Origin of the sequence: Anoxybacillus tepidamans PS2, from assembly GCF_000620165.1 — a bacterium.
GTDB lineage: Bacteria > Bacillota > Bacilli > Bacillales > Anoxybacillaceae > Anoxybacteroides > Anoxybacteroides tepidamans_A.
This window is the reverse complement of sequence record NZ_JHVN01000021.1, coordinates 1-20,427: the sequence shown is the minus strand read 5'-3', so window position 1 is coordinate 20,427 and position 20,427 is coordinate 1. Positions and strand designations below refer to the sequence as shown.

At 40.6% G+C, this 20,427-nt stretch carries 21 protein-coding genes, 2 rRNA genes, 1 pseudogene and 2 other annotated features; of the genes and pseudogenes, 1 reads left to right on the top strand and 23 read right to left on the bottom strand.

Translation table 11 applies throughout. The features are described from left to right. Positions 1-58: 58 nt before the first annotated feature. The 21 genes from rplJ to N667_RS0114295 form a co-directional block, all read right to left on the bottom strand. Positions 59-559 carry a 50S ribosomal protein L10 gene (gene rplJ / locus N667_RS0114390; RefSeq protein ID WP_027410225.1) on the bottom strand — a complete coding sequence of 167 codons (501 nt, stop codon included), beginning with the start codon at positions 557-559 and terminating at the stop codon, positions 59-61. Positions 560-601: 42 nt separating this feature from the next. After that, positions 602-753 (bottom strand) — a sequence feature (ribosomal protein L10 leader region). A 51-nt stretch (positions 754-804) separates the two neighbouring features. Beyond that, positions 805-1,506: a 50S ribosomal protein L1 gene (rplA, locus tag N667_RS0114385; RefSeq protein ID WP_027410224.1), complete on the bottom strand. Its 702-nt coding sequence runs from the start codon at positions 1,504-1,506 to the stop codon at positions 805-807. A 110-nt stretch (positions 1,507-1,616) separates the two neighbouring features. Continuing rightward, positions 1,617-2,042 carry a 50S ribosomal protein L11 gene (gene rplK / locus N667_RS0114380; RefSeq protein ID WP_027410223.1) on the bottom strand — a complete coding sequence of 142 codons (426 nt, stop codon included), beginning with the start codon at positions 2,040-2,042 and terminating at the stop codon, positions 1,617-1,619. Between the two features lie 323 nt (positions 2,043-2,365). Further along, a complete protein-coding gene (gene nusG / locus N667_RS0114375; protein ID WP_027410222.1) occupies positions 2,366-2,899 on the bottom strand; it encodes a transcription termination/antitermination protein NusG in 534 nt (177 codons plus the stop codon). 128 nt (positions 2,900-3,027) lie between these two features. Next, positions 3,028-3,210 (bottom strand): preprotein translocase subunit SecE, encoded by a 183-nt coding sequence (gene secE, locus N667_RS0114370; protein ID WP_027410221.1) that lies wholly within the window; start codon positions 3,208-3,210, stop codon positions 3,028-3,030. A 42-nt stretch (positions 3,211-3,252) separates the two neighbouring features. Further along, a complete protein-coding gene (gene rpmG, locus N667_RS19550) occupies positions 3,253-3,402 on the bottom strand; it encodes a 50S ribosomal protein L33 (RefSeq protein WP_084279236.1) in 150 nt (49 codons plus the stop codon). Between the two features lie 98 nt (positions 3,403-3,500). Continuing rightward, complete coding sequence (gene sigH, locus N667_RS0114365) at positions 3,501-4,151, bottom strand: RNA polymerase sporulation sigma factor SigH (RefSeq protein ID WP_027410220.1); 651 nt, start codon at positions 4,149-4,151, stop codon at positions 3,501-3,503. 68 nt (positions 4,152-4,219) lie between these two features. Further along, positions 4,220-4,729, bottom strand: a complete 510-nt coding sequence (locus N667_RS0114360; protein WP_027410219.1) for an NYN domain-containing protein — start codon at positions 4,727-4,729, stop codon at positions 4,220-4,222. A gap of 5 nt (positions 4,730-4,734) precedes the next feature. Next, entirely contained in the window at positions 4,735-5,472 is a 738-nt protein-coding gene (gene rlmB / locus N667_RS0114355; protein ID WP_027410218.1) for a 23S rRNA (guanosine(2251)-2'-O)-methyltransferase RlmB, read from the bottom strand. A gap of 2 nt (positions 5,473-5,474) precedes the next feature. Then, complete coding sequence (locus N667_RS0114350) at positions 5,475-5,894, bottom strand: Mini-ribonuclease 3 (protein WP_027410217.1); 420 nt, start codon at positions 5,892-5,894, stop codon at positions 5,475-5,477. Between the two features lie 7 nt (positions 5,895-5,901). Further along, a complete protein-coding gene (cysS, locus tag N667_RS0114345) occupies positions 5,902-7,299 on the bottom strand; it encodes a cysteine--tRNA ligase (protein WP_027410216.1) in 1,398 nt (465 codons plus the stop codon). Next, positions 7,280-7,978: a serine O-acetyltransferase gene (cysE, locus tag N667_RS0114340; RefSeq protein WP_269528359.1), complete on the bottom strand. Its 699-nt coding sequence runs from the start codon at positions 7,976-7,978 to the stop codon at positions 7,280-7,282. The genes cysS and cysE overlap by 20 nt, the downstream gene beginning before the upstream one ends. Before the next feature lie 27 nt (positions 7,979-8,005). Continuing rightward, positions 8,006-8,237: a binding site (T-box leader), on the bottom strand. A 54-nt stretch (positions 8,238-8,291) separates the two neighbouring features. Continuing rightward, complete coding sequence (gltX, locus tag N667_RS0114335) at positions 8,292-9,752, bottom strand: glutamate--tRNA ligase (protein ID WP_027410214.1); 1,461 nt, start codon at positions 9,750-9,752, stop codon at positions 8,292-8,294. A 324-nt stretch (positions 9,753-10,076) separates the two neighbouring features. Continuing rightward, complete coding sequence (ispF, locus tag N667_RS0114330; protein WP_027410213.1) at positions 10,077-10,553, bottom strand: 2-C-methyl-D-erythritol 2,4-cyclodiphosphate synthase; 477 nt, start codon at positions 10,551-10,553, stop codon at positions 10,077-10,079. Between the two features lie 4 nt (positions 10,554-10,557). Then, the gene (ispD, locus tag N667_RS0114325) at positions 10,558-11,241 is read right to left on the bottom strand and encodes a 2-C-methyl-D-erythritol 4-phosphate cytidylyltransferase (RefSeq protein ID WP_027410212.1); all 684 of its coding nucleotides are present in this window, start codon (positions 11,239-11,241) and stop codon (positions 10,558-10,560) included. Positions 11,242-11,263: 22 nt separating this feature from the next. After that, complete coding sequence (locus N667_RS0114320) at positions 11,264-12,358, bottom strand: PIN/TRAM domain-containing protein (RefSeq protein ID WP_027410211.1); 1,095 nt, start codon at positions 12,356-12,358, stop codon at positions 11,264-11,266. A gap of 104 nt (positions 12,359-12,462) precedes the next feature. Next, on the bottom strand, positions 12,463-13,848 hold the full coding sequence (gene radA / locus N667_RS0114315) for a DNA repair protein RadA (RefSeq protein WP_035099017.1): 1,386 nt from the start codon (positions 13,846-13,848) through the stop codon (positions 12,463-12,465). A gap of 77 nt (positions 13,849-13,925) precedes the next feature. Next, the gene (gene clpC / locus N667_RS0114310) at positions 13,926-16,358 is read right to left on the bottom strand and encodes an ATP-dependent protease ATP-binding subunit ClpC (protein ID WP_027410209.1); all 2,433 of its coding nucleotides are present in this window, start codon (positions 16,356-16,358) and stop codon (positions 13,926-13,928) included. After that, complete coding sequence (locus N667_RS0114305) at positions 16,358-17,446, bottom strand: protein arginine kinase (RefSeq protein WP_027410208.1); 1,089 nt, start codon at positions 17,444-17,446, stop codon at positions 16,358-16,360. Before N667_RS0114305 ends, clpC begins: the two co-directional genes overlap by 1 nt. 2 nt (positions 17,447-17,448) lie before the next feature. After that, positions 17,449-17,994: a UvrB/UvrC motif-containing protein gene (locus tag N667_RS0114300; RefSeq protein WP_027410207.1), complete on the bottom strand. Its 546-nt coding sequence runs from the start codon at positions 17,992-17,994 to the stop codon at positions 17,449-17,451. Positions 17,995-18,011: 17 nt separating this feature from the next. Continuing rightward, positions 18,012-18,473, bottom strand: a complete 462-nt coding sequence (locus N667_RS0114295) for a CtsR family transcriptional regulator (RefSeq protein ID WP_027410206.1) — start codon at positions 18,471-18,473, stop codon at positions 18,012-18,014. Positions 18,474-18,883: 410 nt separating this feature from the next. On the opposite strand from N667_RS0114295, the pseudogene N667_RS18780 reads away from it, so the two are divergent. Beyond that, positions 18,884-19,733 (top strand): annotated as a pseudogene (locus tag N667_RS18780) (IS982 family transposase). A 188-nt stretch (positions 19,734-19,921) separates the two neighbouring features. Here the strand turns inward: N667_RS18780 and rrf are convergent. Next, positions 19,922-20,038: ribosomal RNA gene (gene rrf / locus N667_RS0114285) — 5S ribosomal RNA — on the bottom strand. 202 nt (positions 20,039-20,240) lie between these two features. Beyond that, positions 20,241-20,427, bottom strand: a 23S ribosomal RNA gene (locus N667_RS0114280); the annotation flags it as partial.

The following is a 20,427-nucleotide window of genomic DNA, read 5'->3' as shown; positions in this document are numbered from 1 at the left end:
AGATTCCTCCCTTGATATCAAATTTTTTCGTTTTCAATTTTAATAAGCTAAAGCTATATTACGCTCCTTGCTCTTCTTTCTTCTCTGCAACCGCTTTTGTGACAAGCGCGAAGTTACGGATAGGAGCTTGAAGAACGCTAAGCAACATAGAAAGTAGGCCTTCGCGAGAAGGAAGGTTCGCAAGTGCTTTAACGTCTTCAACAGTAGCAACGTTACCTTCGATAACGCCCGCTTTAATCTCTAATGCTTCGTGAGTTTTTGCGAAGTCATTTAAAATTTTTGCAGGAGCTACGACATCTTCGTTGCTGAACGCGATCGCATTTGGCCCAGTAAGTACTTCATCTAACCCTTCTAGACCAACTTCAGCAAGCGCACGGCGAGTCAACGTGTTTTTATATACTTTGAACTCGATGCCTGCTTCGCGAAGTTGCTTACGAAGCTCTGTAACTTCTGCTACGTTTAGACCGCGATAATCTACAATGATCGTTGATTTGCTCGCGCGGAATTTATCAGCAATTTCCGCGACAATCTGTTGTTTGAGTTCGATTGCGCTGCTCATTTTTACACCTCCTGTAGAAGATAAAATGAGACACCACTTATACCGTTCATGAAAAAACCTCCATGCCAACGTAGACATGGAGGTATCATAAAAGTGCTAATATGAAGCACTTCTAATTATATAACGAAACACCTCGGTAGGAAATTAAGCTCTTATCGAGCACCTACTGTCTACGGTACAAATGATATTCTCTTTTCAGACAAAATTTATGATACTAAATGACTTATGGAAAGTCAACAGCTTCCTTATTTTGCAACTGCAAATGTTGAAGGATCTACTTTAATGCCAGGTCCCATTGTTGAAGTAACTGTAACGTTTTTCACGTACGTACCTTTCGCTGCAGCTGGTTTTACTTTTAAGATTGTTTCATAAATTGTTGTGAAGTTATCAACAAGCTTCTCGTTATCGAATGAGATTTTACCGATCGGAACATGGATGTTACCAGCTTTATCGACACGGTATTCTACTTTACCAGCTTTGATTTCTTTGACTGCTCTCGCTACATCAAATGTAACTGTACCTGTTTTTGGGTTTGGCATTAATCCTTTAGGACCTAATATACGACCTAATTTACCTACTTCACCCATCATATCAGGAGTTGCAACGATTACATCAAAATCAAACCAACCTTGTTGGATTTTGTTGATGTAATCTGTATCGCCAACATAATCTGCTCCCGCAGCTTCGGCTTCTTTCGCTTTTTCACCTTTCGCAAATACTAGTACGCGTTGCACTTTACCAGTTCCGTGCGGCAACACAACCGCTCCACGGATTTGTTGGTCTGCTTTTTTAGGATCTACGCCTAGGCGGAAAGCAACTTCTACAGTTGCATCAAATTTTGCGATGCTTGTTTTCTTTACAAGTTCAATCGCTTCTGTTACAGCATAAGCTTTAAAACGGTCAACATGTTTTGCCGCTTCTACATATTTTTTTCCTCTTTTAGCCATTTAAAAATCCTCCTTTTGTGGTTTTAACGGAATAACCTCCCACGAATAAAGGTTGCGAAACAGAACATTCCTGTATTCGCAACCTTCGCTGGCCAGATTATATTGGGCAATTAGTCTTCGATAACGATACCCATGCTACGCGCAGTACCCTCAACCATGCGCATTGCAGCTTCAATGCTAGCCGCATTTAAATCTGGCATTTTCGTTTCAGCAATCTCACGCACTTTATCGCGCTTGATTGTTGCTACCTTATTACGGTTTGGCTCACCAGAACCTGACTCGATACCAGCTGCTTTTTTAAGTAATACAGCAGCAGGTGGAGTTTTTGTAATGAATGTAAATGAACGGTCCTCGTATACCGTAATTTCAACAGGAATGATCAAACCTGCTTGGTCAGCTGTACGAGCATTGAATTCTTTACAGAACCCCATGATATTAACACCGGCTTGACCTAAAGCTGGACCAACTGGCGGTGCTGGGTTCGCTTTACCTGCAGGAATTTGTAGCTTTACAACCTTGATTACTTTTTTAGCCACGAGACACACCTCCTTAAGTCCGTGATGTGGTATTAGGGATTTTCCCTCCCACTCATTTAGGTTATGAATAATGCTTAACTATAACATTATTCTTGTTAGGATGTAACCTCGCACCCTTTCATCCCTATTATTTAAAAATAGGGGGACACTTTCCTATTCTTAACCGGCTCCCTTATACATATTTTGAGATGTATAAGTTCATTGCAATTTGAATAGAAAGTTGTTTATTTATCGCTTTTATCAGCAGGTTAATACCTGTGTCAAGAGATATACTGACTATAAAATAGTATCACTTTTCCTTTTTGATTGCAAGTTATTTCATATTATATTTTTTCAATTTGCGAAAAATCAAGTTCGACTGGTGTTTCCCGTCCGAACATGTTGACGAGCACTTTAACCTTTCTTCTATCCATATCAATTTCTTCAATGGTTCCAGTGAAGTTCGCAAAAGGCCCTTCCTTTACTTGCACCGTTTCTTTCAACTCGTAATCAAAGTCAAGCTCTGTTAACGGTACTCCCATACGTTTTAGAATCAAATGAACTTCTTCTTCAAGAAGAGGGGTTGGTTTCGATCCCGCTCCGCTCGATCCGACAAATCCCGTCACTCCAGGCGTGTTTCGCACTACGTACCATGAATCGTCGGTCATAATCATTTCAACTAGCACGTATCCCGGGAACACTTTCCGTTTCGTTACTTTTTTCTTTCCGTTTTTTGTATCAGTTTCCTCTTCTTCAGGTACAACTACACGAAAAATTTTATCTTGCATCCCCATTGATTCTAATCTTTTTTCCAAGTTAGCTTTAACTTTGTTTTCATAACCCGAATATGTATGAATGACATACCAATTTTTCTCCATTGACTGGGACTTAAATGTCCTTCCCTCCCTAAGCGACAATTAATATTTTATAAGCAAAATAAAAACCCGTTTCCGGGCTTTAGATTGTCTACCTTATTATTTTTCATTATACCATACTAGAACGTTCATTATTCAAGCACTAAGCGAATTAAAGAAGAAATCCCCAAATCTACAACCGCAAAAAAGATCGTCATAAATGCAACAGTCGCCAGTACAGTAATGGTATAGTTAACAAGTTCTTTTCTTTTAGGCCAACTGACCTTTTTCATCTCACGTGCAACTTCGTTAAAAAATTTTATAATACGCTGCATAATTAGTAACCTCCAACAACTTAGAGCTGCCTTTACAAATATTCACTTCGTTTCGCGGTGGAGTGTATGTCGGTTGCATACTTTGCAAAATTTTTTGATTTCTAGACGCTCCTGAACATTTATAGGATTTTTTCTAGTCGAATAATTACGGCTGCTGCATTCGTTGCAGGCTAATACTACCTTGTTGCTCATAGGTGTCCCACCGTTCTACAGTATGTCTTTAAAAATTTAACACATACATATTTCTTATGTCAATGACCAATAGCGTCCCAGTCGTCTTTGCATGTTTGTTATAAACTAACCTCTCTGTATTCTAAATACCTCTCTAATTTTCGCTTTACACGCTGCAACGCATTGTCGATGGATTTAACATGGCGGTTGAGTTCCTCAGAAATTTCTTGATATGATCGCCCGTCTAAGTATAGAACAAGAACTTTTCGCTCCAAATCACTCAAAAGTTCCGTCATTTTTACTTCAATATCATCTACTTCTTCACGATTAATAATAAGCTCTTCCGGATCTGTCGCTTTTGTCCCAGAAATAACATCCATTAATGTTCGGTCTGATTCATCATCGTAAATCGGTTTGTCAAGGGAAACATACGAATTGAGAGGGATGTGCTTTTGTCTTGTTGCCGTCTTGATTGCGGTAATCATTTGTCGCGTAATGCATAATTCCGCAAAGGCTTTAAAAGAAGTAAGCTTGTCCTCCTTAAAATCACGGATAGCTTTGTATAGCCCAATCATTCCCTCTTGAATAATATCTTCTCGATCTGCCCCTACTAAGAAATAAGAACGTGCTTTTGCCCGAACAAAATTTTGATATTTATGGATCAAGAAGTCTAAGGCGTCGCTATCCCCCTGATGAACACGCTCAACCAATTCTTCATCTTCAAATTGTTCAAATTTTTGATCATTTTTAATTTTGAAGCCTTCGCCCACGCCGATCCCTCCGACCGCACAAATCGCTAGAATTATTATACAGTACAAAATTTTACAGCGTCAACCACTCATTTTTCGCCTCTTCGCCATCTTTCGAAAATTCTTGCTACTTCGTCTGTCAAAGGGATTTTGGATAATGGTTTTTGTTCGTATATTTTTTCGACTTTTTTTGAAATACTCCGTTCGATTGATTCCACTTCAATTAATAATTCCCGGGCAGACTTCCGTAGAGCTCCTTGTCCAAAAATGGCCCATTGTTCTGTATAATCGGAAGTAGCAACATATACTTTTGTTCGAACGTTAATTAATTGTTTAGCAAGTTTTTCGATTCGCTCATCGGCTGTCTCATTCTCTCTTGTAAAAATAACATCGACTTGGTGATTCGTATATTTTTTCTCAATCCCTTGTACGAGATGTGCATCGAAAACGATAATAACTTTATATCCTGTAAACCCTTGGTATTCGGCCATTTTGGAAATCAATAAGTCCCTTGCGGCAGCAAGGTCAAATTCTTTTAATTTCCGAAGCTCTGGCCAAGCACCAATCATGTTATAGCCGTCAACAACAAGGATATCCATAAAAACTATTCTCCTAAAGGATATCGTTTACGATACACCTCATACATTAATAAACTAGCAGCGACCGATGCATTTAAGGATGTGACATGGCCTCGCATCGGCAGGCGGACTAAAAAGTCGCATTTCTCTAAAATTAACCTTCCGATTCCTTTTCCTTCGCTGCCGATTACAAGCGCAAGCGGCATTGTTCCATCGAGCTGGCGATAATCATCGCTTGCTTTCGCGTCTGTACCGACAATCCATACTCCTCGATCTTTTAACTCATCAATCGTTCGTGCCAAATTCGTAACTCGAGCAACGGGAATGTGTTCAATCGCTCCTGTTGAAGCTTTCGCAACCGTGGCTGTTAATCCGACCGAACGGCGCTTCGGAATGATGATCCCATGCGCCCCTACCGCATCTGCTGTTCGCATAATAGATCCTAAGTTATGCGGATCTTCTAGCTCGTCCAAAAGCAAGAAAAAAGGTTGTTCATCTCTGTCTGTTGCACGGCGAAATAAATCGTCAATATCATGGTATTGATAAGCAGCGACTTGGGCGACAACACCTTGATGGTTTCCATCTACCATTTGATCAAGTTTTTGTCTCGGTACATACTGGACAATCACATTTTGTTGCTTCGCCAACTGGATAATGGATTGCATCGTTCCGCGTTGTGATCCTTCAGCTATCCAAATTTTGTTTATGTCTCTTTCCGACTTTAACGCCTCTATCACGGGATTTTTTCCGATAATAAAATCCATTCCTACAACTTCCTTTCTTGGTTTTCAATAATGTCAAACGAATAGCGAATCAATTCTTCCATCCGTTCTTCATTATTTCCTAAGAAATGATAACCAATGAGCGCTTCAAAGGCTGTGCTATAACGATACGTTTGAACATCTGTATTTTTAGGAATCGTGGCTGATTTCGCATTTCTTCCTCGGCGTACAACCGCTTCTTCCTCTTCTGTCAATATCGATTGTTCCAACATCAACAGCAGCGTTTGCGCTTGAGCTTTTGCTGAAACATATCGAATCGCCTGTCGATGAAGTTGATTTGGTTTAACATTGCCTTTAGAAAGGAGGCGATGCCGTACATATAATTCATAGACGGCATCACCAATATAAGCAAGGGCTAGACCATTGAGCTGTTTTACATCTTTTATTTCTGAAAAAAAACCCATTCCGTTCTTATCCTCTTTTCCATCTCGTTCCTTGTGGTGTATCCTCTAAGATAATATTTTTTGCTTTTAATTCATCGCGAATTTGATCCGCTAAAGCAAAATCTCGATTTTTTCGAGCGTCGTTTCGTTTTTGAATCAGTGCTTCAATTTCTTCATCTAACAGCACGTTTTCCTGAAAAACAATACCAAGTACACCAAACAATTGTTCAAACTCATGTAAAAAGGCCTTAATCACTTTCTCAGATGTGTTTTGCTCAAGCAAATATAGATTTGCTTGCTTCGACAGCTCAAATAACACGGCAATCGCGTTTGCTGTATTAAAATCATCGTCCATTTCTTGGATAAACGCATGGTGATATTCTTGAATTTCGTTCAACCACTGCTCATCGTCATGAGTTAAATTGGTGCTGCTTGATAAACGATGCTTTAAATTAAAGTACGACGTCTTTAATCGCTCAAGCCCGTTTTTCGTGCTTTCTAACAATTCTTGACTATAGTTGATTGGATGCCGATAATGAACCGATAGCATAAAGAAGCGTAGCACTTGCGGATCGATTTGTTTAATAATGTCATGAACGAGTACAAAATTTCCAAGTGATTTAGACATTTTTTCATTATTAATATTAATGTAACCGTTGTGCATCCAATATTTCGCAAATGTTTTCCCTGTCAACGCCTCAGACTGGGCAATCTCATTTTCGTGATGCGGAAACGTCAAATCTTGACCACCCGCATGGATATCGATTGTGTCTCCTAAGTACTTGCGTGCCATGGCTGAGCACTCGATGTGCCATCCTGGTCTGCCTTTTCCCCATGGGCTATCCCATGAAATCTCCCCTTCTTTTGCTGCTTTCCACAAAGCAAAATCAAGCGGGTCTTGTTTCTTTTCTCCGATTTCAATGCGCGCTCCAGCTCGGAGTTCGTCAATTGACTGATGAGAAAGCTTCCCATATTCAGCGAATGCTCTTGTTCGATAATATACATCTCCGTTCACTTCATAAGCATATCCTTTTTTAATCAACTGCTCAATAAATTCAATAATAATATCGATGCTTTCTGTGACGCGCGGATGTACGTCTGCCTTTTTGCATCCTAGCGCTGATACATCTTCAAAATACGCTTGAATAAAACGCTCGGCAATGGTTGGAACATCTTCCCCTAATTCTTTAGCTGCTTTAATCAATTTATCATCGACATCGGTAAAGTTGGAGACATATTGAACGTCATAGCCCCGAAATTCTAAATAGCGGCGAATCGTGTCAAAAACAATAGCCGGACGAGCGTTCCCAATATGGATATAATTATATACAGTTGGACCGCAGACATACATTTTCACTTTGTTCGGTTCAATCGGTTCAAATTTTTCTTTTTTACGCGTCAATGTATTATAAAGCTGAATGCTCATTTTGTTTCTTCCCTTCCTTTAATTCTTGAAGTTCTGTCTGCAATTTTTGAATTTGTTCTTCCAATGCTTTTAAACGATCAGCAATTGGATCAGGCAAGTCGGTATGGTTTAAATCTTTCTTCACTTTTACTCCATTACGTACAACCACTGTTCCCGGAATACCGACAACTGTAGAGTTCGGAGGAACATCTTTCAACACAACCGACCCCGCCCCTATTTTTGAGTTTTCCCCGATAGTAATCGATCCGAGCACTTTGGCTCCTGTTGCGATCAAACAATTGTCTTTGATCGTTGGGTGGCGTTTTCCTTTTTCTTTTCCCGTCCCCCCAAGTGTGACACCTTGATATACCGTTACGTTATCCCCAATTTCACACGTTTCCCCAATCACAACTCCCATGCCGTGGTCGATAAAAAAGCGACGGCCAATTTTGGCGCCTGGGTGAATTTCGATCCCTGTAAAAAAGCGGCTGATTTGTGAAATCAATCTTGCAATAAAATAAAATTTCCGTTTGTAAAATGCATGGGCAATGCGGTGTGCCCAAATTGCATGCAGCCCTGAATATGTCAAAATAACTTCCAAATAGCTTCTTGCCGCTGGATCTTGCTCAAACACCACTTCGATGTCTTCCTTCAACGTTTTGAACATATATCCATCCCCCTCCTGCCTGCTTTGAAGAATAATAAAAAGCGTCTCTGTGTTCGTTCACACAGAGACGCTCGACGCGCGGTTCCACTCTGTTTAGCTAAACATTTAATGTGTTTAGCTCCCTTAACTCTTATAACGGAAGAGAATCCGCCCCATTCTACTACAGAGCATCTCTGATTCGAAAGGAGACTCAGAGGCGCATTTCAAAAGCACCGAACATAAATCACTTCCAGCCAAGGTGATTCTCTCTGTAATGTCGATGCTTTTTACTTCTCCTCATCAACGTTTTATGCCACTTTGAATTTGTTTTTTATTACATTAACTATATTATAACATAGCAAAAGTGTTAACTAATCAGTTTTTCCACCCGGCTCATGACCTTTTCTTTGCCTAACAGCTCAATAGCTAGTGGTAACTCTGGTCCGTGCGTTTGTCCCGTCGTTGCTACACGGATTGGCATAAACAGCTTTTTCCCTTTTTGTCCTGTTGCCTTTTGCACTGCTTTAATAGCCGTTTTAATGGCTTCCGCGTTAAACGTGTCAAGAGTTTTTATTTCCTCTAAGAACGTTTTTAGCACATCCGGTACCTGTTCTTCCGCTAATACGGCCTTCGCTTCAGCATCGTAATCAATATCTTCTCTAAAGAATAGATCAGATAACTCTACGATCTCTGCGCCGTAACTCATTTGCTCTTGATATAAAGCGATTAACTGACGTGCCCATTCTTTTTGTTCTTCACTCATTTGCTCTGGCAAGCGTCCTGCCTTGACTAAGTGAGGGAGAGATAATTCAACAAGCCGGTCTAAATCGAGCTTCTTAATATATTGGTTATTCATCCATGTAAGTTTTTGCTTATCAAACATGGAAGGAGATTTCGATAAACGCGACACATCAAATATACGAATCAGCTCTTCTTTTGTGAAAATTTCTTCCTCTCCTTCAGGCGACCATCCTAATAAGGCGAAAAAGTTAAACATTGCTTCCGGTAAATAGCCGAGTTCTTTATATTGAGATACAAATTGAATAATCGATTCATCACGCTTAGACAGCTTCTTGCGGTTCTCGTTCACAATTAATGTCATATGCCCATACTTTGGTTCTTCCCATCCTAAGTAGTCGTAGATCATTAATTGTTTTGGCGTATTAGACAGATGCTCTTCTCCACGGAATACATGGGTGATCTTCATTAAATGGTCATCAATGACTACTGCAAAGTTATACGTCGGAATGCCGTTAGCCTTTACGATGACCCAATCACCAATGTCTTTTGATTCAAATACAACTTTGCCACGAACCATATCTTCAAATTCATATACTTTTCCTTCCGGAACTTTGATGCGAATGGTGTACGGCTTTCCTTCCTCCTCAAGCTGTTTGATTTGCTCAGGAGTTAATCGACGGCATTTTCCGCTGTACTGCGGTGCTGCAATTCCTGCCGCCTTTTGCGCTTCACGTTCTTGTTCGAGCTCTTCCGGCGTACAGAAACACTTATACGCATATCCCTTTTCCAACAATTCATCCGTATATTGGCGGTATATATCAAGACGTTCTGTTTGGCGATAAGGTCCGTATCCGCCATCTTTATCTACTGATTCATCATAATCAATACCGAGCCATTTTAAGTTCTCAAGCTGGGATTGTTCCCCGCCTGCCACGTTCCGCTCAATATCGGTATCCTCAATTCGTACGATAAACTTTCCGTTATGATGACGGGCAAACAAATAGTTAAATAAAGCCGTGCGAGCTCCACCGATATGTAAATGGCCAGTCGGACTCGGTGCATAACGCACTCTTACTTCTTGTGACATTCTCAAAGACCTCCATCAACTAAGCTGTGTATCGTTATTTTACCATCATATAGTTGCAAAATTCAAAGCGATTATGTCTTTGTAAATAAAATCTAGCGTGTTAATTGATATCGATAAAATAAAGTTAAAATGTCTTAATTGCTGCCTTAGTCGGCTAGAATCTAGCCGACCAGGCATGGATATAGCCATCCCAACACGGGACATTTTGACAGCCGATTCGTTTACTCAACTAGCATCTACATTTCGAAAAGCAGAATTACAATCATTATTTCTTAGGGCGCTTATAGCTCGTACAACCAACACGCACCTCTCAACGAGAAACAATCAACGCTTCTGTAATAAAATTACTGCCTGGGCGGCAATTCCTTCTTCACGGCCAGTAAAACCTAATTTTTCTGTCGTTGTTGCTTTCACATTGACTTGCGATAGCTCCCCTTCTAATAATTGAGCAATTCTTTCTTTCATCTTTTCGATATGGGGAGCCATTTTAGGTTTTTGCGCAATGATGGTACAATCTACATTTACTAGCTTGTACCCTTCTTTTTTTACAAGATCCCATACATGCTGTAAAAGTAAGGCGGAGTCAGCATCCTTATACTGCTGTTCTGTATCTGGAAAATGTTTACCGATATCTCCTGCACCAATCGCTCCTAAACAAGCATCTGAAATCGCATGCAATAACACATCTGCGTCGGAATGTCCGAGCAATCCTTTTTCATAAGGAATTTGAACACCGCCGATAATTAAAGGTCGGCCCTCTACTAACTGATGAACATCAAAACCTTGACCAATGCGAAACATATATTCACCTTTCTCCCTTTACTGATAAAATCGCTTCTGCAAACAACAGATCATCCGGAGTCGTTAACTTAATATTGCGATAATCTCCCTCGATGATTTTTACTTTCTTTCCCATTCGCTCAATAAGACTTGCGTCGTCCGTTCCGATATAGCCTTCCGCTCTTGCCTGCTCATGAGCTTCTAAAATAAGGGAAACACGAAAAGCTTGTGGAGTTTGTACAGCCCACAAGCTAGAGCGTTCCACCGTTTCATCCACAAATCCTTGAAAGACTTTTTTTACAGTGTCTTTCATCGGTACAGCGGGTATCGCCGAACCATGCTCTCCCGCTTCTTTGACAAGTTCATGTATCTTTTCAAGAGTAATGAATGGGCGGGCCCCATCATGAACGAGTACAAGGTCGCTTTTGACAGCCTTAAGTCCATTATAAACGCTATGCTGTCGTTCTGCACCACCAGTGACAATCGCCTTCACTTTTCGGATTCGAAACTCCTCTAATAACGCATAAAATCGTTCTCGCTCCGCCTCATTAACTGCCATGATAATTCCTTCGCACCAATCGTCCTGCTCAAACACTTTCAATGTGTGGATGATAACTGGCTGATGGCAGAGTTCAATCAATAGTTTATTTACGCCAGCTTTCATCCGCTTTCCTTGCCCTGCGGCAGGAATGACAACTTGGTATAGCATTTTCATTCCCCTAACTTCACACTTATAATGCTTTTTGGAGAAGCTTTAACTTAGCAAAAATCATTCTTCCCGCTGATGTTTGTAGCACGCTTGTTACTAATACGTCAACCTGCTTGCCGATATAATCCTTGCCATCCTCTACAACGATCATCGTACCGTCATCTAGATAGGCAACGCCCTGATTATGTTCCTTGCCATCCTTAATGACCTGAACACTCAATTCTTCTCCCGGGAGAACAACCGGTTTAACAGCGTTTGCTAAATCATTAATATTAAGCACTCTTACATTTTGAAGCTCACATACTTTATTTAAATTGAAATCATTGGTCACGACAACCCCTGATGTTAATTTCGCCAATTTCACTAATTTGCTATCGACTTCTTGAATATCATCAAAATCTCCCTCATAAATCTCTACTTTCATTTCCAGTTCTTTTTGAATACGATTTAAAATGTCAAGGCCTCGACGGCCACGGTTTCTTTTTAACACATCTGATGAATCAGCAATATGTTGCAGTTCCTCTAAAACAAAGCGAGGAATCACAATAGTTCCTTCTAAGAACCCTGTTTGGCAAATGTCGGCGATTCGTCCGTCAATAATAACACTTGTATCAAGAATTTTTAGGGCACGATTTTTCTGACTTTCATTTTCATCTTCTACGCCTTTTTTCTTCGATATACGATTCGAAATAGAAAATAAATTCATCAACTCATGCCGCTTTTTAAAACCAACTTGAAAACCTAAATACCCAAGCAAAATTGTTAAAAATACAGGTAATACCGTATTAACCACCTGAAATTGAAACGCCTTAAGCGGCATCACTCCTAAAAAAGCAACAATCAATCCAAAAATCAGTCCCAAACTGCCAAACAAAATGTCCGTCACAGGTGCCTTTACAAGAGACTCCTCAATCCAATGAATTACACCAACCGCATAATCAACTAACCAGAAAGTCATGACAAAGAAAATAAGTGCCCCTATAATCGCCAACATATATGGATTATTCAAAAATGATAGATGTCCAATATTCAATAACTTCAATATATTTGGTAAAAAAATAATTCCTAACGTTCCACCAATAACTAAGAAAAACAATTGAACAACTCTTTTTAACATATTTTCACCTCCCTCTACTACATTATAAACAGTTTCGAATGTTTGAAACCAATAATAACAAAGTTTTTAATGTTTTTTAAAAATTTGACACACGTTTGTAAAGTTTATATAGCATTTCTGTTTTCTAACGCATACTCAAGTGCCTCAGCAACGTGAGAAACACCAATAACTTCGACTCCCTCAGGTGCGCTCCATCCTCCAAGATTATTTTTTGGAATAATAATGCGCTGAAACCCCAACTTAACCGCCTCTTGAACCCGCTGTTCAATACGAGAAACACGGCGCACTTCTCCTGTTAATCCCACCTCTCCAATGATTACATCCGATGGGTTGGTAGGTTGATCACGAAAGCTAGAAGCAATGCTCACGGCAATCGCCAAATCAATAGCCGGTTCATCCAATTTTACACCGCCAGCTACCTTCAAATAAGCATCTTGATTTTGGAGAAGAAGCCCGACCCTTTTTTCAAGCACAGCCATTAGTAAAGACACGCGGTTGTGATCAATTCCGGTGGCCATTCTTCGCGGATTCCCAAAGCTAGTTGGAGAGATCAACGCTTGAATTTCTACTAATACAGGCCGTGTCCCTTCCATTGAAGCAACAACCGTCGAACCAGCTACTCCGCTTGAACGTTCCTCTAAAAAAACTTCGGAAGGATTTTCTACTTCTAATAAACCAGACTCCCTCATTTCAAAGATGCCAATCTCGTTCGTCGAGCCAAATCGATTTTTGACCGCACGTAAGATTCGATACGTATGGTGCCGCTCTCCTTCAAAATAAAGAACCGTATCCACCATATGTTCTAAAATTCTTGGGCCTGCGATCGATCCTTCTTTTGTCACGTGGCCCACAATAAAAATCGCAATCCCTTTTGTTTTTGCAATTCTCATTAATTCTCCTGTACACTCTCTTACTTGTGAGACACTTCCAGGGGCAGATGTAATCTCGGCACGATAAATCGTTTGAATCGAATCAATCACCACAAAATCAGGCTGTATCTCCTCGATTGCTTGATGAATATACTCTAAATCTGTTTCTGCTAATACATATAGTTTATCAGTAGAAATGTATAAACGATCCGCACGCAATTTTGTTTGTTTTACAGACTCTTCTCCGGAAATATACAGTACCCTATATTGTTTCAACGCTAACTGTGAAGATACCTGCAAAAGAAGTGTCGATTTTCCAATCCCTGGATCACCGCCGATTAATACGAGGGAGCCTTTTACGATTCCACCGCCTAACACACGATTAAATTCCGCAAGATTCGTTACGATTCTTGGCTCCTGTGATGTTGTTATCGTGGTGATAGGTACTGGCTTCGATATAGCATTCGAAGAGGAATGAATAAATACTCCTCTTGTAGCTGGTTTTCCTCTCTCAATTTCCTCAACCATCGAATTCCATGTTTGGCAACCAGGACACTTTCCCATCCATTTCGCCGATTCATAGCCACACTCTTGACAAACAAACTTTGTTTTCTTTTTCATGCCACTTTCCCTCTCTCTAAGCGAATGCAAAAATAAGGTATGCGCCAAATGATTGCCGCATACCTTACAGCCATGTTTTACTGAACCGTTTGCTTAGATAAAACGACAAATTCTCCGTCTTTTACATCGACGACGACTTTTTGTCCTTTTCCGATCGTTCCTTTTAACAATTCCTCTGACAGACGGTCTTCAATGTGTTTTTGTAGTGCCCGACGCAATGGGCGCGCACCGTATTCTGGATCGTGTCCTTCCTCAGCAATTTTTTCGATCGCTGCTTGGGTCAATTCTAAGTCAATGTCTTGCTCTTTTAGACGTTTTACTAACTGTTCAGCCATCAGATTCACAATTTGTGCTAAATGTTGTTTCTCTAGAGAATGGAACACGATAATTTCATCAATACGGTTTAAAAATTCCGGACGGAATGCTTTTTTCAATTCGTCCATCACTTTGCTCTTCATGTCTTTATATTTCTGGCTTTCATCTTGGACATTAAAGCCAACATACTTATTTCGTTTGAGCGCCTCCGCACCGACGTTCGATGTCATAATGACAATCGTATTACGGAAATCAACAGTTCTTCCTTTTGAATCAGTTAAACGCCCATCCTCGAGTACTTGTAAAAGAATATTGAATACATCTGGATGCGCTTTTTCCATCTCATCTAATAAAACAACGGAGTACGGCTTACGACGCACTTTCTCTGTCAATTGACCGCCTTCTTCATATCCGACATATCCCGGAGGAGAACCAACAAGGCGAGAAGTCGAATGTTTTTCCATATACTCTGACATATCAATTCGAATTAATGCATCCTCATCACCAAACATCGCTTCTGCCAACGCGCGTGCCAATTCTGTTTTACCTACTCCTGTTGGCCCAAGAAAAATAAATGAACCAATTGGACGCTTTGGATCTTTTAATCCCGCGCGAGCTCGACGTACCGCCTTGGCAATAGCTTTAACTGCCTCTTCCTGTCCGATAACGCGTGAGTGTAAAATTTCTTCCATCTTCAATAGTCGCTCTGTTTCCGTTTGGGCTAGCTTAGATACCGGAATTCCGGTCCAGCTTGACACAACCATTGCGATATCTTCAACCGTTACTTCCGAATTTTCCTGTCCTTGTTTTTCTTTCCAAGCTCGCTTCGTTTCCTCTAATTTTTCGCGCAGCCGTTGTTCTGTATCTCGTAAAGAAGCAGCTTTTTCAAATTCTTGACTTTGTACAGCCGCATCCTTCTCTTTACGAACTTCTTCTAACTTTTGCTCCAATTCTTTTAAGTTTGGAGGTGCCGTAAAAGAACGAAGGCGAACTTTTGAGCAAGCTTCGTCAATTAAGTCAATAGCCTTATCTGGAAGAAAACGATCAGTAATATAGCGATCTGATAACTTAACCGCTTGAATAATCGCTTCATCAGAAATGGATACACGATGATGCGCTTCATAGCGATCGCGTAATCCTTTCAAAATTTGAATCGATTCCTCCACTGTAGGCTCATCGACATAAATTGGCTGAAAACGACGCTCTAACGCCGCATCTTTTTCAATATATTTACGATACTCATCTAACGTTGTTGCTCCGATACACTGCAGTTCACCGCGGGCAAGAGAAGGCTTTAAAATGTTAGATGCATCAATAGCCCCTTCTGCGCCTCCTGCGCCGATAAGCGTATGCAGCTCATCAATAAACAAAATAATGTTTCCAGCCTGGCGAATTTCATCCATCACCTTTTTGAGTCGATCTTCGAACTCACCGCGATATTTTGTTCCGGCTACTACTGTGCCCATGTCAAGCGTCATTACCCGCTTATCCCGGAGCGTTTCTGGAACCTCATTATTGACAATTTGTTGCGCTAATCCCTCGGCAATAGCTGTTTTTCCAACACCCGGTTCACCAATTAGAACTGGGTTATTTTTTGTACGACGGCTCAATACCTCAATAACGCGTTGAATTTCTTTACTTCTTCCAATTACAGGATCTAAACTTCCTTCACGAGCAATAGCTGTTAAATCACGAGCAAGGCTGTCTAAAGTTGGCGTACTGACATGGGAAGTATTTCCCTGATGCCCGGAAACTGACTCATTGCTTCCTAACAATTGTAAGACTTGCTGACGCGCCTTGTTTAAACTTACTCCTAAGTTATTAAGAACACGAGCCGCTACCCCTTCTCCTTCACGAATTAAACCGAGCAAAATATGCTCTGTGCCTACATACGAATGTCCGAGCTTTCTGGCTTCATCCATGGAAAGTTCGATCACTTTTTTCGCACGCGGCGTATAGTGAATCGATTGTGAAGCCTCATGTCCTCGACCGATTAACGTTTCTACCTCTTTTTGAATTTTCTCAGGACCGAGCCCTAAAGCAATTAAGGCTTTAGCTGCGATTCCTTCTCCTTCACGAATTAAACCGAGCAAAATATGCTCTGTGCCGATGTTGTTATGTCCTAGACGAACTGCTTCTTCTTGAGCCAACGCTAGCACTTTTTGTGCTCTTTCTGTAAATCTACCGAACATCATTATTCATCACTCTCCATCGCTTTTCTTTCTTCCATTTTTAAACGTTCCCGAATCAGTGTAGCCCTGCGAACATCCCGCTCATTTGGTCTTAATGCTCCTCCGGCATATTGCTGTAAAAATCCCGGTTGCGTCAAAATCATTAGTTCATTCAAGATATTGCGCGAAATATTTTTTATATAACCTAAATCAATTCCTAGACGGACATCGGATAAGCATTGCGCAGCTTCTTTTGATTCAATGACGCGACTATTGGCCAATATACCGTAAGAGCGAAAGACTCTGTCTTCTAATTGTATGTTTAAAGTTTTGACTAATGCCTCCCTTGCCATTCTTTCTTGGGCAATTAATTGTTGAACAACACTCTTCAAATCTTCAACAATATCTTCTTCTGATTTACCAAGTGTGATTTGGTTTGATATTTGGAATATATTACCTAAAGCTTCACTTCCCTCTCCATATGTTCCCCTTACAACTAAGCCAAGCTGATTAATAGCGGGAATAATCCGATTCATTTGCTGAGTTAAAATTAGTGCTGGCAGGTGCATCATCACTGATGCTCTCAGACCTGTTCCTACATTTGTAGGACAGCTCGTTAAATAACCTCTTTTTTCATCGAATGCGTAGTTGACATGCATCTCAATCCAATCATCAAGTTCATTAGCCATTTCCAAAGCCTCTGTTAATTGAAGGCCAGGAAATAAGCATTGAATACGAACATGATCCTCTTCATTAATCATGATGCTGATCTCTTCATTCTCAGAAAGCAAACATGCCCCAAATGGACAATCTTCAGCTAAATGAGGGCTAATCAAATGTTTTTCTACCAGCACCCTTTTCTCAATTGGCTGGAGTTCGTTCATTTTTAAAAGCTCAAAGCGACCAGCTGAACGGTGTGACTGCCAAGCAAATGCCTGTTCGAAACGCTCTACAATTTCCTGAGCTTCCTCGTTGCTGAATACCGTTGGAAACTCATAATCGACAATATTTCTCGCCAGCCTAATTCGGCTACTCAATACAATGTCGGAATCCGGTCCTTCTTGACTCATCCATGAACTTACTGCTGTATTCAAAAATTTTTCAAGCGACATGATTAGTCCCCCTCTCCATGTGCGCTTAATTGCGATTCAAGAAAACGAATTTGGTCACGAACCTCAGCTGCTTTTTCAAATTCCTCTTTTACAATAAAGTCCTGGAGTTTTTGCTTTAAATGTTCTATTTGTTTACGAATATGAATCGTACCGCCAATCCGTCTCGGAATTTTTCCAGCATGAGTAGTATTGCCACTATGAAGCCGTTTCAATATAGGTTGTAGTTGTTTAACAAAAGCATAATAACAATTAGAGCAACCGAAGCGACCAATTTTTGTGAATTGGTGATAGGTCATGTTGCAACGCTCGCATTGCAAAAGTTCTATTCCTTGAAACGCACTTGGTTTTGTTTCTTTTATAGGCGAGTCAAAATTCAACAAACCAGCCAATAAATTGTGAATCGAGAATCCCCCATTCTCGTGAAACATAAATACCTCTCCACGTTCTTGTGCACAATGTTCACAAAGGTGGAATTCCGTTTTTTCTCCATTAATGATTTTGGTAAAATGCATGGTGGCCGGTCTTTGTTTACATTCCTGACATATCAAGGTTCTCACCTCTTTCTTTATTTATATTTCAATGACGTTAACATTGCCTTTAACATTCGTGCTCTTAACTCATCACGTTCAGGCAAATCGATATATAAAACTGAGCGATCCATGACACTCATCATAATGTTTGCTTCCCGCTCAGAAATTACTTTTTCCTCGACTAGGCGGCGAACAATATCTTCAGCGCTCGATTGGCTTACTCGATGATGAACAAGAGCTAATAACTGATCAATTAAATGGGCCTCACTTTTTGTTTTGACCTTCATAATCCGAATATAGCCACCACCGCCTCGTTTACTTTCTACAACATATCCTCTCTCTAGAGTGAAACGGGTATTAATAACATAATTAATTTGCGAAGGAACGCATTGGAACTTATCTGCGATTTCACTCCGTTTGATTTCCACAATCTCTTGCTCACTCATATTTAATACTTGCTTTAAGTATTGCTCGATAATATCAGAAATGTTTCGCACCCTACCCCTCCTTGCATAGCATAGGTAGTTGACTTTGACTATATTTGACCTTAATTTTACTATATAGCAAAGATTGAAAAAATGCAACAAACACGATAAATATCCACAAATTAACGCTCCTTAGAATTTTTTTACTGAATTTAGTTCGATACCGTTAGCTGAAAATCCTTTATATATTTACTAATACCTAACCCGTGGTGCTATATAAATTGAATTTTTGTCTTACATCCTGATTTTTTGTGAACATACAAGTTGAATCGCTTTATTGTAAACCAACTTTGGAAACAGTCTTGCGGAAATTCTTTATTGCAACTTATATAGATAAAATGAGATGAGCATAAAAATAGCCCTTGCATGAGGAATCTCCATTAAAATGAAAGTGCGACCCATCATTCCAAAGAAGGATTCGTATGCAAGAGCACTTTCATTTTTTACAACAGACAAAGCAAACATCCAAAAGCAATATGCAGACATTTTCTTCTTTGTCTCGACTCAACTGTCGTTCATTCAGGTGTATGTTCAGCATCCAATTGTCATTTGGTGAAGCAAGAAGATGTAGTTATCATTGTATCATTGTTATTCATATTCTAAGGAAGTTGTTCGGCTTTACTTCCGAACACGCGCAGCATCGCTTTGTCATCGGTAGTTTGTTCTCAAAACATCGGTTTCTTGAACGTTTCCGATACCATTGTCGTTGTCGATCACTACGTTTTGCGATCAAATGGGTTCGGCATGAGTTGGCGAGACGCGACCAACACCGTGCCTATGCTGTGGTAGATCGCTTACCATTCGAGTTGTGTCATGTCGCGAGAATGTGTCGCGTCAAACGGTTTCAAGGGATCACTAATGTTAGCTATTGCGTTTCGAAAAAGCAATGGTATGATGGGTTTAAGTTTCATCTCCAAATGACAGATTAAGGTCTACCGATGGAATACTTGGTGACGGAAGCATCCTGTCATGATCGAATGGCAGCCGAAAGCGTCATGACCCAACTTCCTTATCCCTATTAGTAGCGGCTTGCAAAAAAGACTGTACAAAGAATATCAAATGACGCTGTGAACTCTATCTCGAAAAAATCAAAAACATCGTCCGTCTGAGACATGGGAAGCGTGGATTAAACAAAAACGAAAAGTCATTGAGACAGTATTCTTTGTTCTGATCGATAGCTATTTGCAGGAATTCTTTTGTTATATTTGAAGTGGGCTAGACGGCATATTGTTAGCGTATTCGCTTATTACACTCATGCTAATTGAGCGCTAACGACCGACTAGCACCACTGGTTAATACCTAATTCTGCTTTATTGAAGAAAAAGAAAACTATTTATTCAAGGATTGGTTTAACATACCTACCGAGAAGTCTCCCACCTCTAAGCTGCGAAGTGTAGGTGGGGGAGGTTCACAGAAAAAATAAAAAAGCATGTTTCATCATGAAACATGCTTTTTTATTTGCCTAGCGACGTCCTACTCTCGCAGGGGCGCTAGCCCCAACTACCATCGGCGCTGGAGAGCTTAACTTCCGTGTTCGGGATGGGAACGGGTGTGACCTCTCCGCCATCGTCACTAGACGGTCTGAAGGATGGTTCCTTCAAAACTAGATAACAGTGAAGGGTTGAAGAAAGGATTTGTGGCGCTTCCGCTTTTCGTGTTGTCTAGTTCCGCAAGCTGCATCCTACGGTCGTTTCCGCTTCTTCTGTCAAAGTCTATCGACTTTTCCGCCAGAAGCTTGAACGCCCTATGGATGCAAGCGAGCTTGCTCCACTTTTCGAATTGGTTAAGTCCTCGATCGATTAGTATCCGTCAGCTGCACGTGTCGCCACGCTTCCACCTCGGACCTATCTACCTTGTCATCTTCAAGGGATCTTACTTGCTTGCGCAATGGGAAATCTCATCTTGAGGGGGGCTTCACGCTTAGATGCTTTCAGCGCTTATCCCTTCCGCACATAGCTACCCAGCG

Bases quoted from the DNA above. Each gene is read 5' to 3' on its own strand.
- rpmG (WP_084279236.1), bottom strand. From the start codon at position 3,402: ATGAGCAACAAGGTAGTATTAGCCTGCAACGAATGCAGCAGCCGTAAT.
- rlmB (WP_027410218.1), bottom strand. From the start codon at position 5,472: ATGGATTTTATTATCGGAAAAAATCCCGTGATAGAGGCGTTAAAGTCG.
- rplA (WP_027410224.1), bottom strand. From the start codon at position 1,506: ATGGCTAAAAGAGGAAAAAAATATGTAGAAGCGGCAAAACATGTTGAC.
- secE (WP_027410221.1), bottom strand. From the start codon at position 3,210: ATGCAGCGTATTATAAAATTTTTTAACGAAGTTGCACGTGAGATGAAA.
- ispF (WP_027410213.1), bottom strand. From the start codon at position 10,553: ATGTTTCGCATTGGTCAAGGTTTTGATGTTCATCAGTTAGTAGAGGGC.
- N667_RS0114320 (WP_027410211.1), bottom strand. From the start codon at position 12,358: ATGTTAAAAAGAGTTGTTCAATTGTTTTTCTTAGTTATTGGTGGAACG.
- N667_RS0114360 (WP_027410219.1), bottom strand. From the start codon at position 4,729: ATGGATATCCTTGTTGTTGACGGCTATAACATGATTGGTGCTTGGCCA.
- radA (WP_035099017.1), bottom strand. From the start codon at position 13,848: ATGAAAAAGAAAACAAAGTTTGTTTGTCAAGAGTGTGGCTATGAATCG.
- cysS (WP_027410216.1), bottom strand. From the start codon at position 7,299: ATGAGCATTCAGCTTTATAATACATTGACGCGTAAAAAAGAAAAATTT.
- N667_RS0114350 (WP_027410217.1), bottom strand. From the start codon at position 5,894: ATGGGTTTTTTTTCAGAAATAAAAGATGTAAAACAGCTCAATGGTCTA.
- ispD (WP_027410212.1), bottom strand. From the start codon at position 11,241: ATGCTATACCAAGTTGTCATTCCTGCCGCAGGGCAAGGAAAGCGGATG.
- gltX (WP_027410214.1), bottom strand. From the start codon at position 9,752: ATGTCACAAGAAGTAAGAGTGCGTTATGCACCGAGTCCGACTGGCCAT.
- rplJ (WP_027410225.1), bottom strand. From the start codon at position 559: ATGAGCAGCGCAATCGAACTCAAACAACAGATTGTCGCGGAAATTGCT.
- N667_RS0114305 (WP_027410208.1), bottom strand. From the start codon at position 17,446: ATGTCGCTTGAAAAATTTTTGAATACAGCAGTAAGTTCATGGATGAGT.
- clpC (WP_027410209.1), bottom strand. From the start codon at position 16,358: ATGATGTTCGGTAGATTTACAGAAAGAGCACAAAAAGTGCTAGCGTTG.
- nusG (WP_027410222.1), bottom strand. From the start codon at position 2,899: ATGGAGAAAAATTGGTATGTCATTCATACATATTCGGGTTATGAAAAC.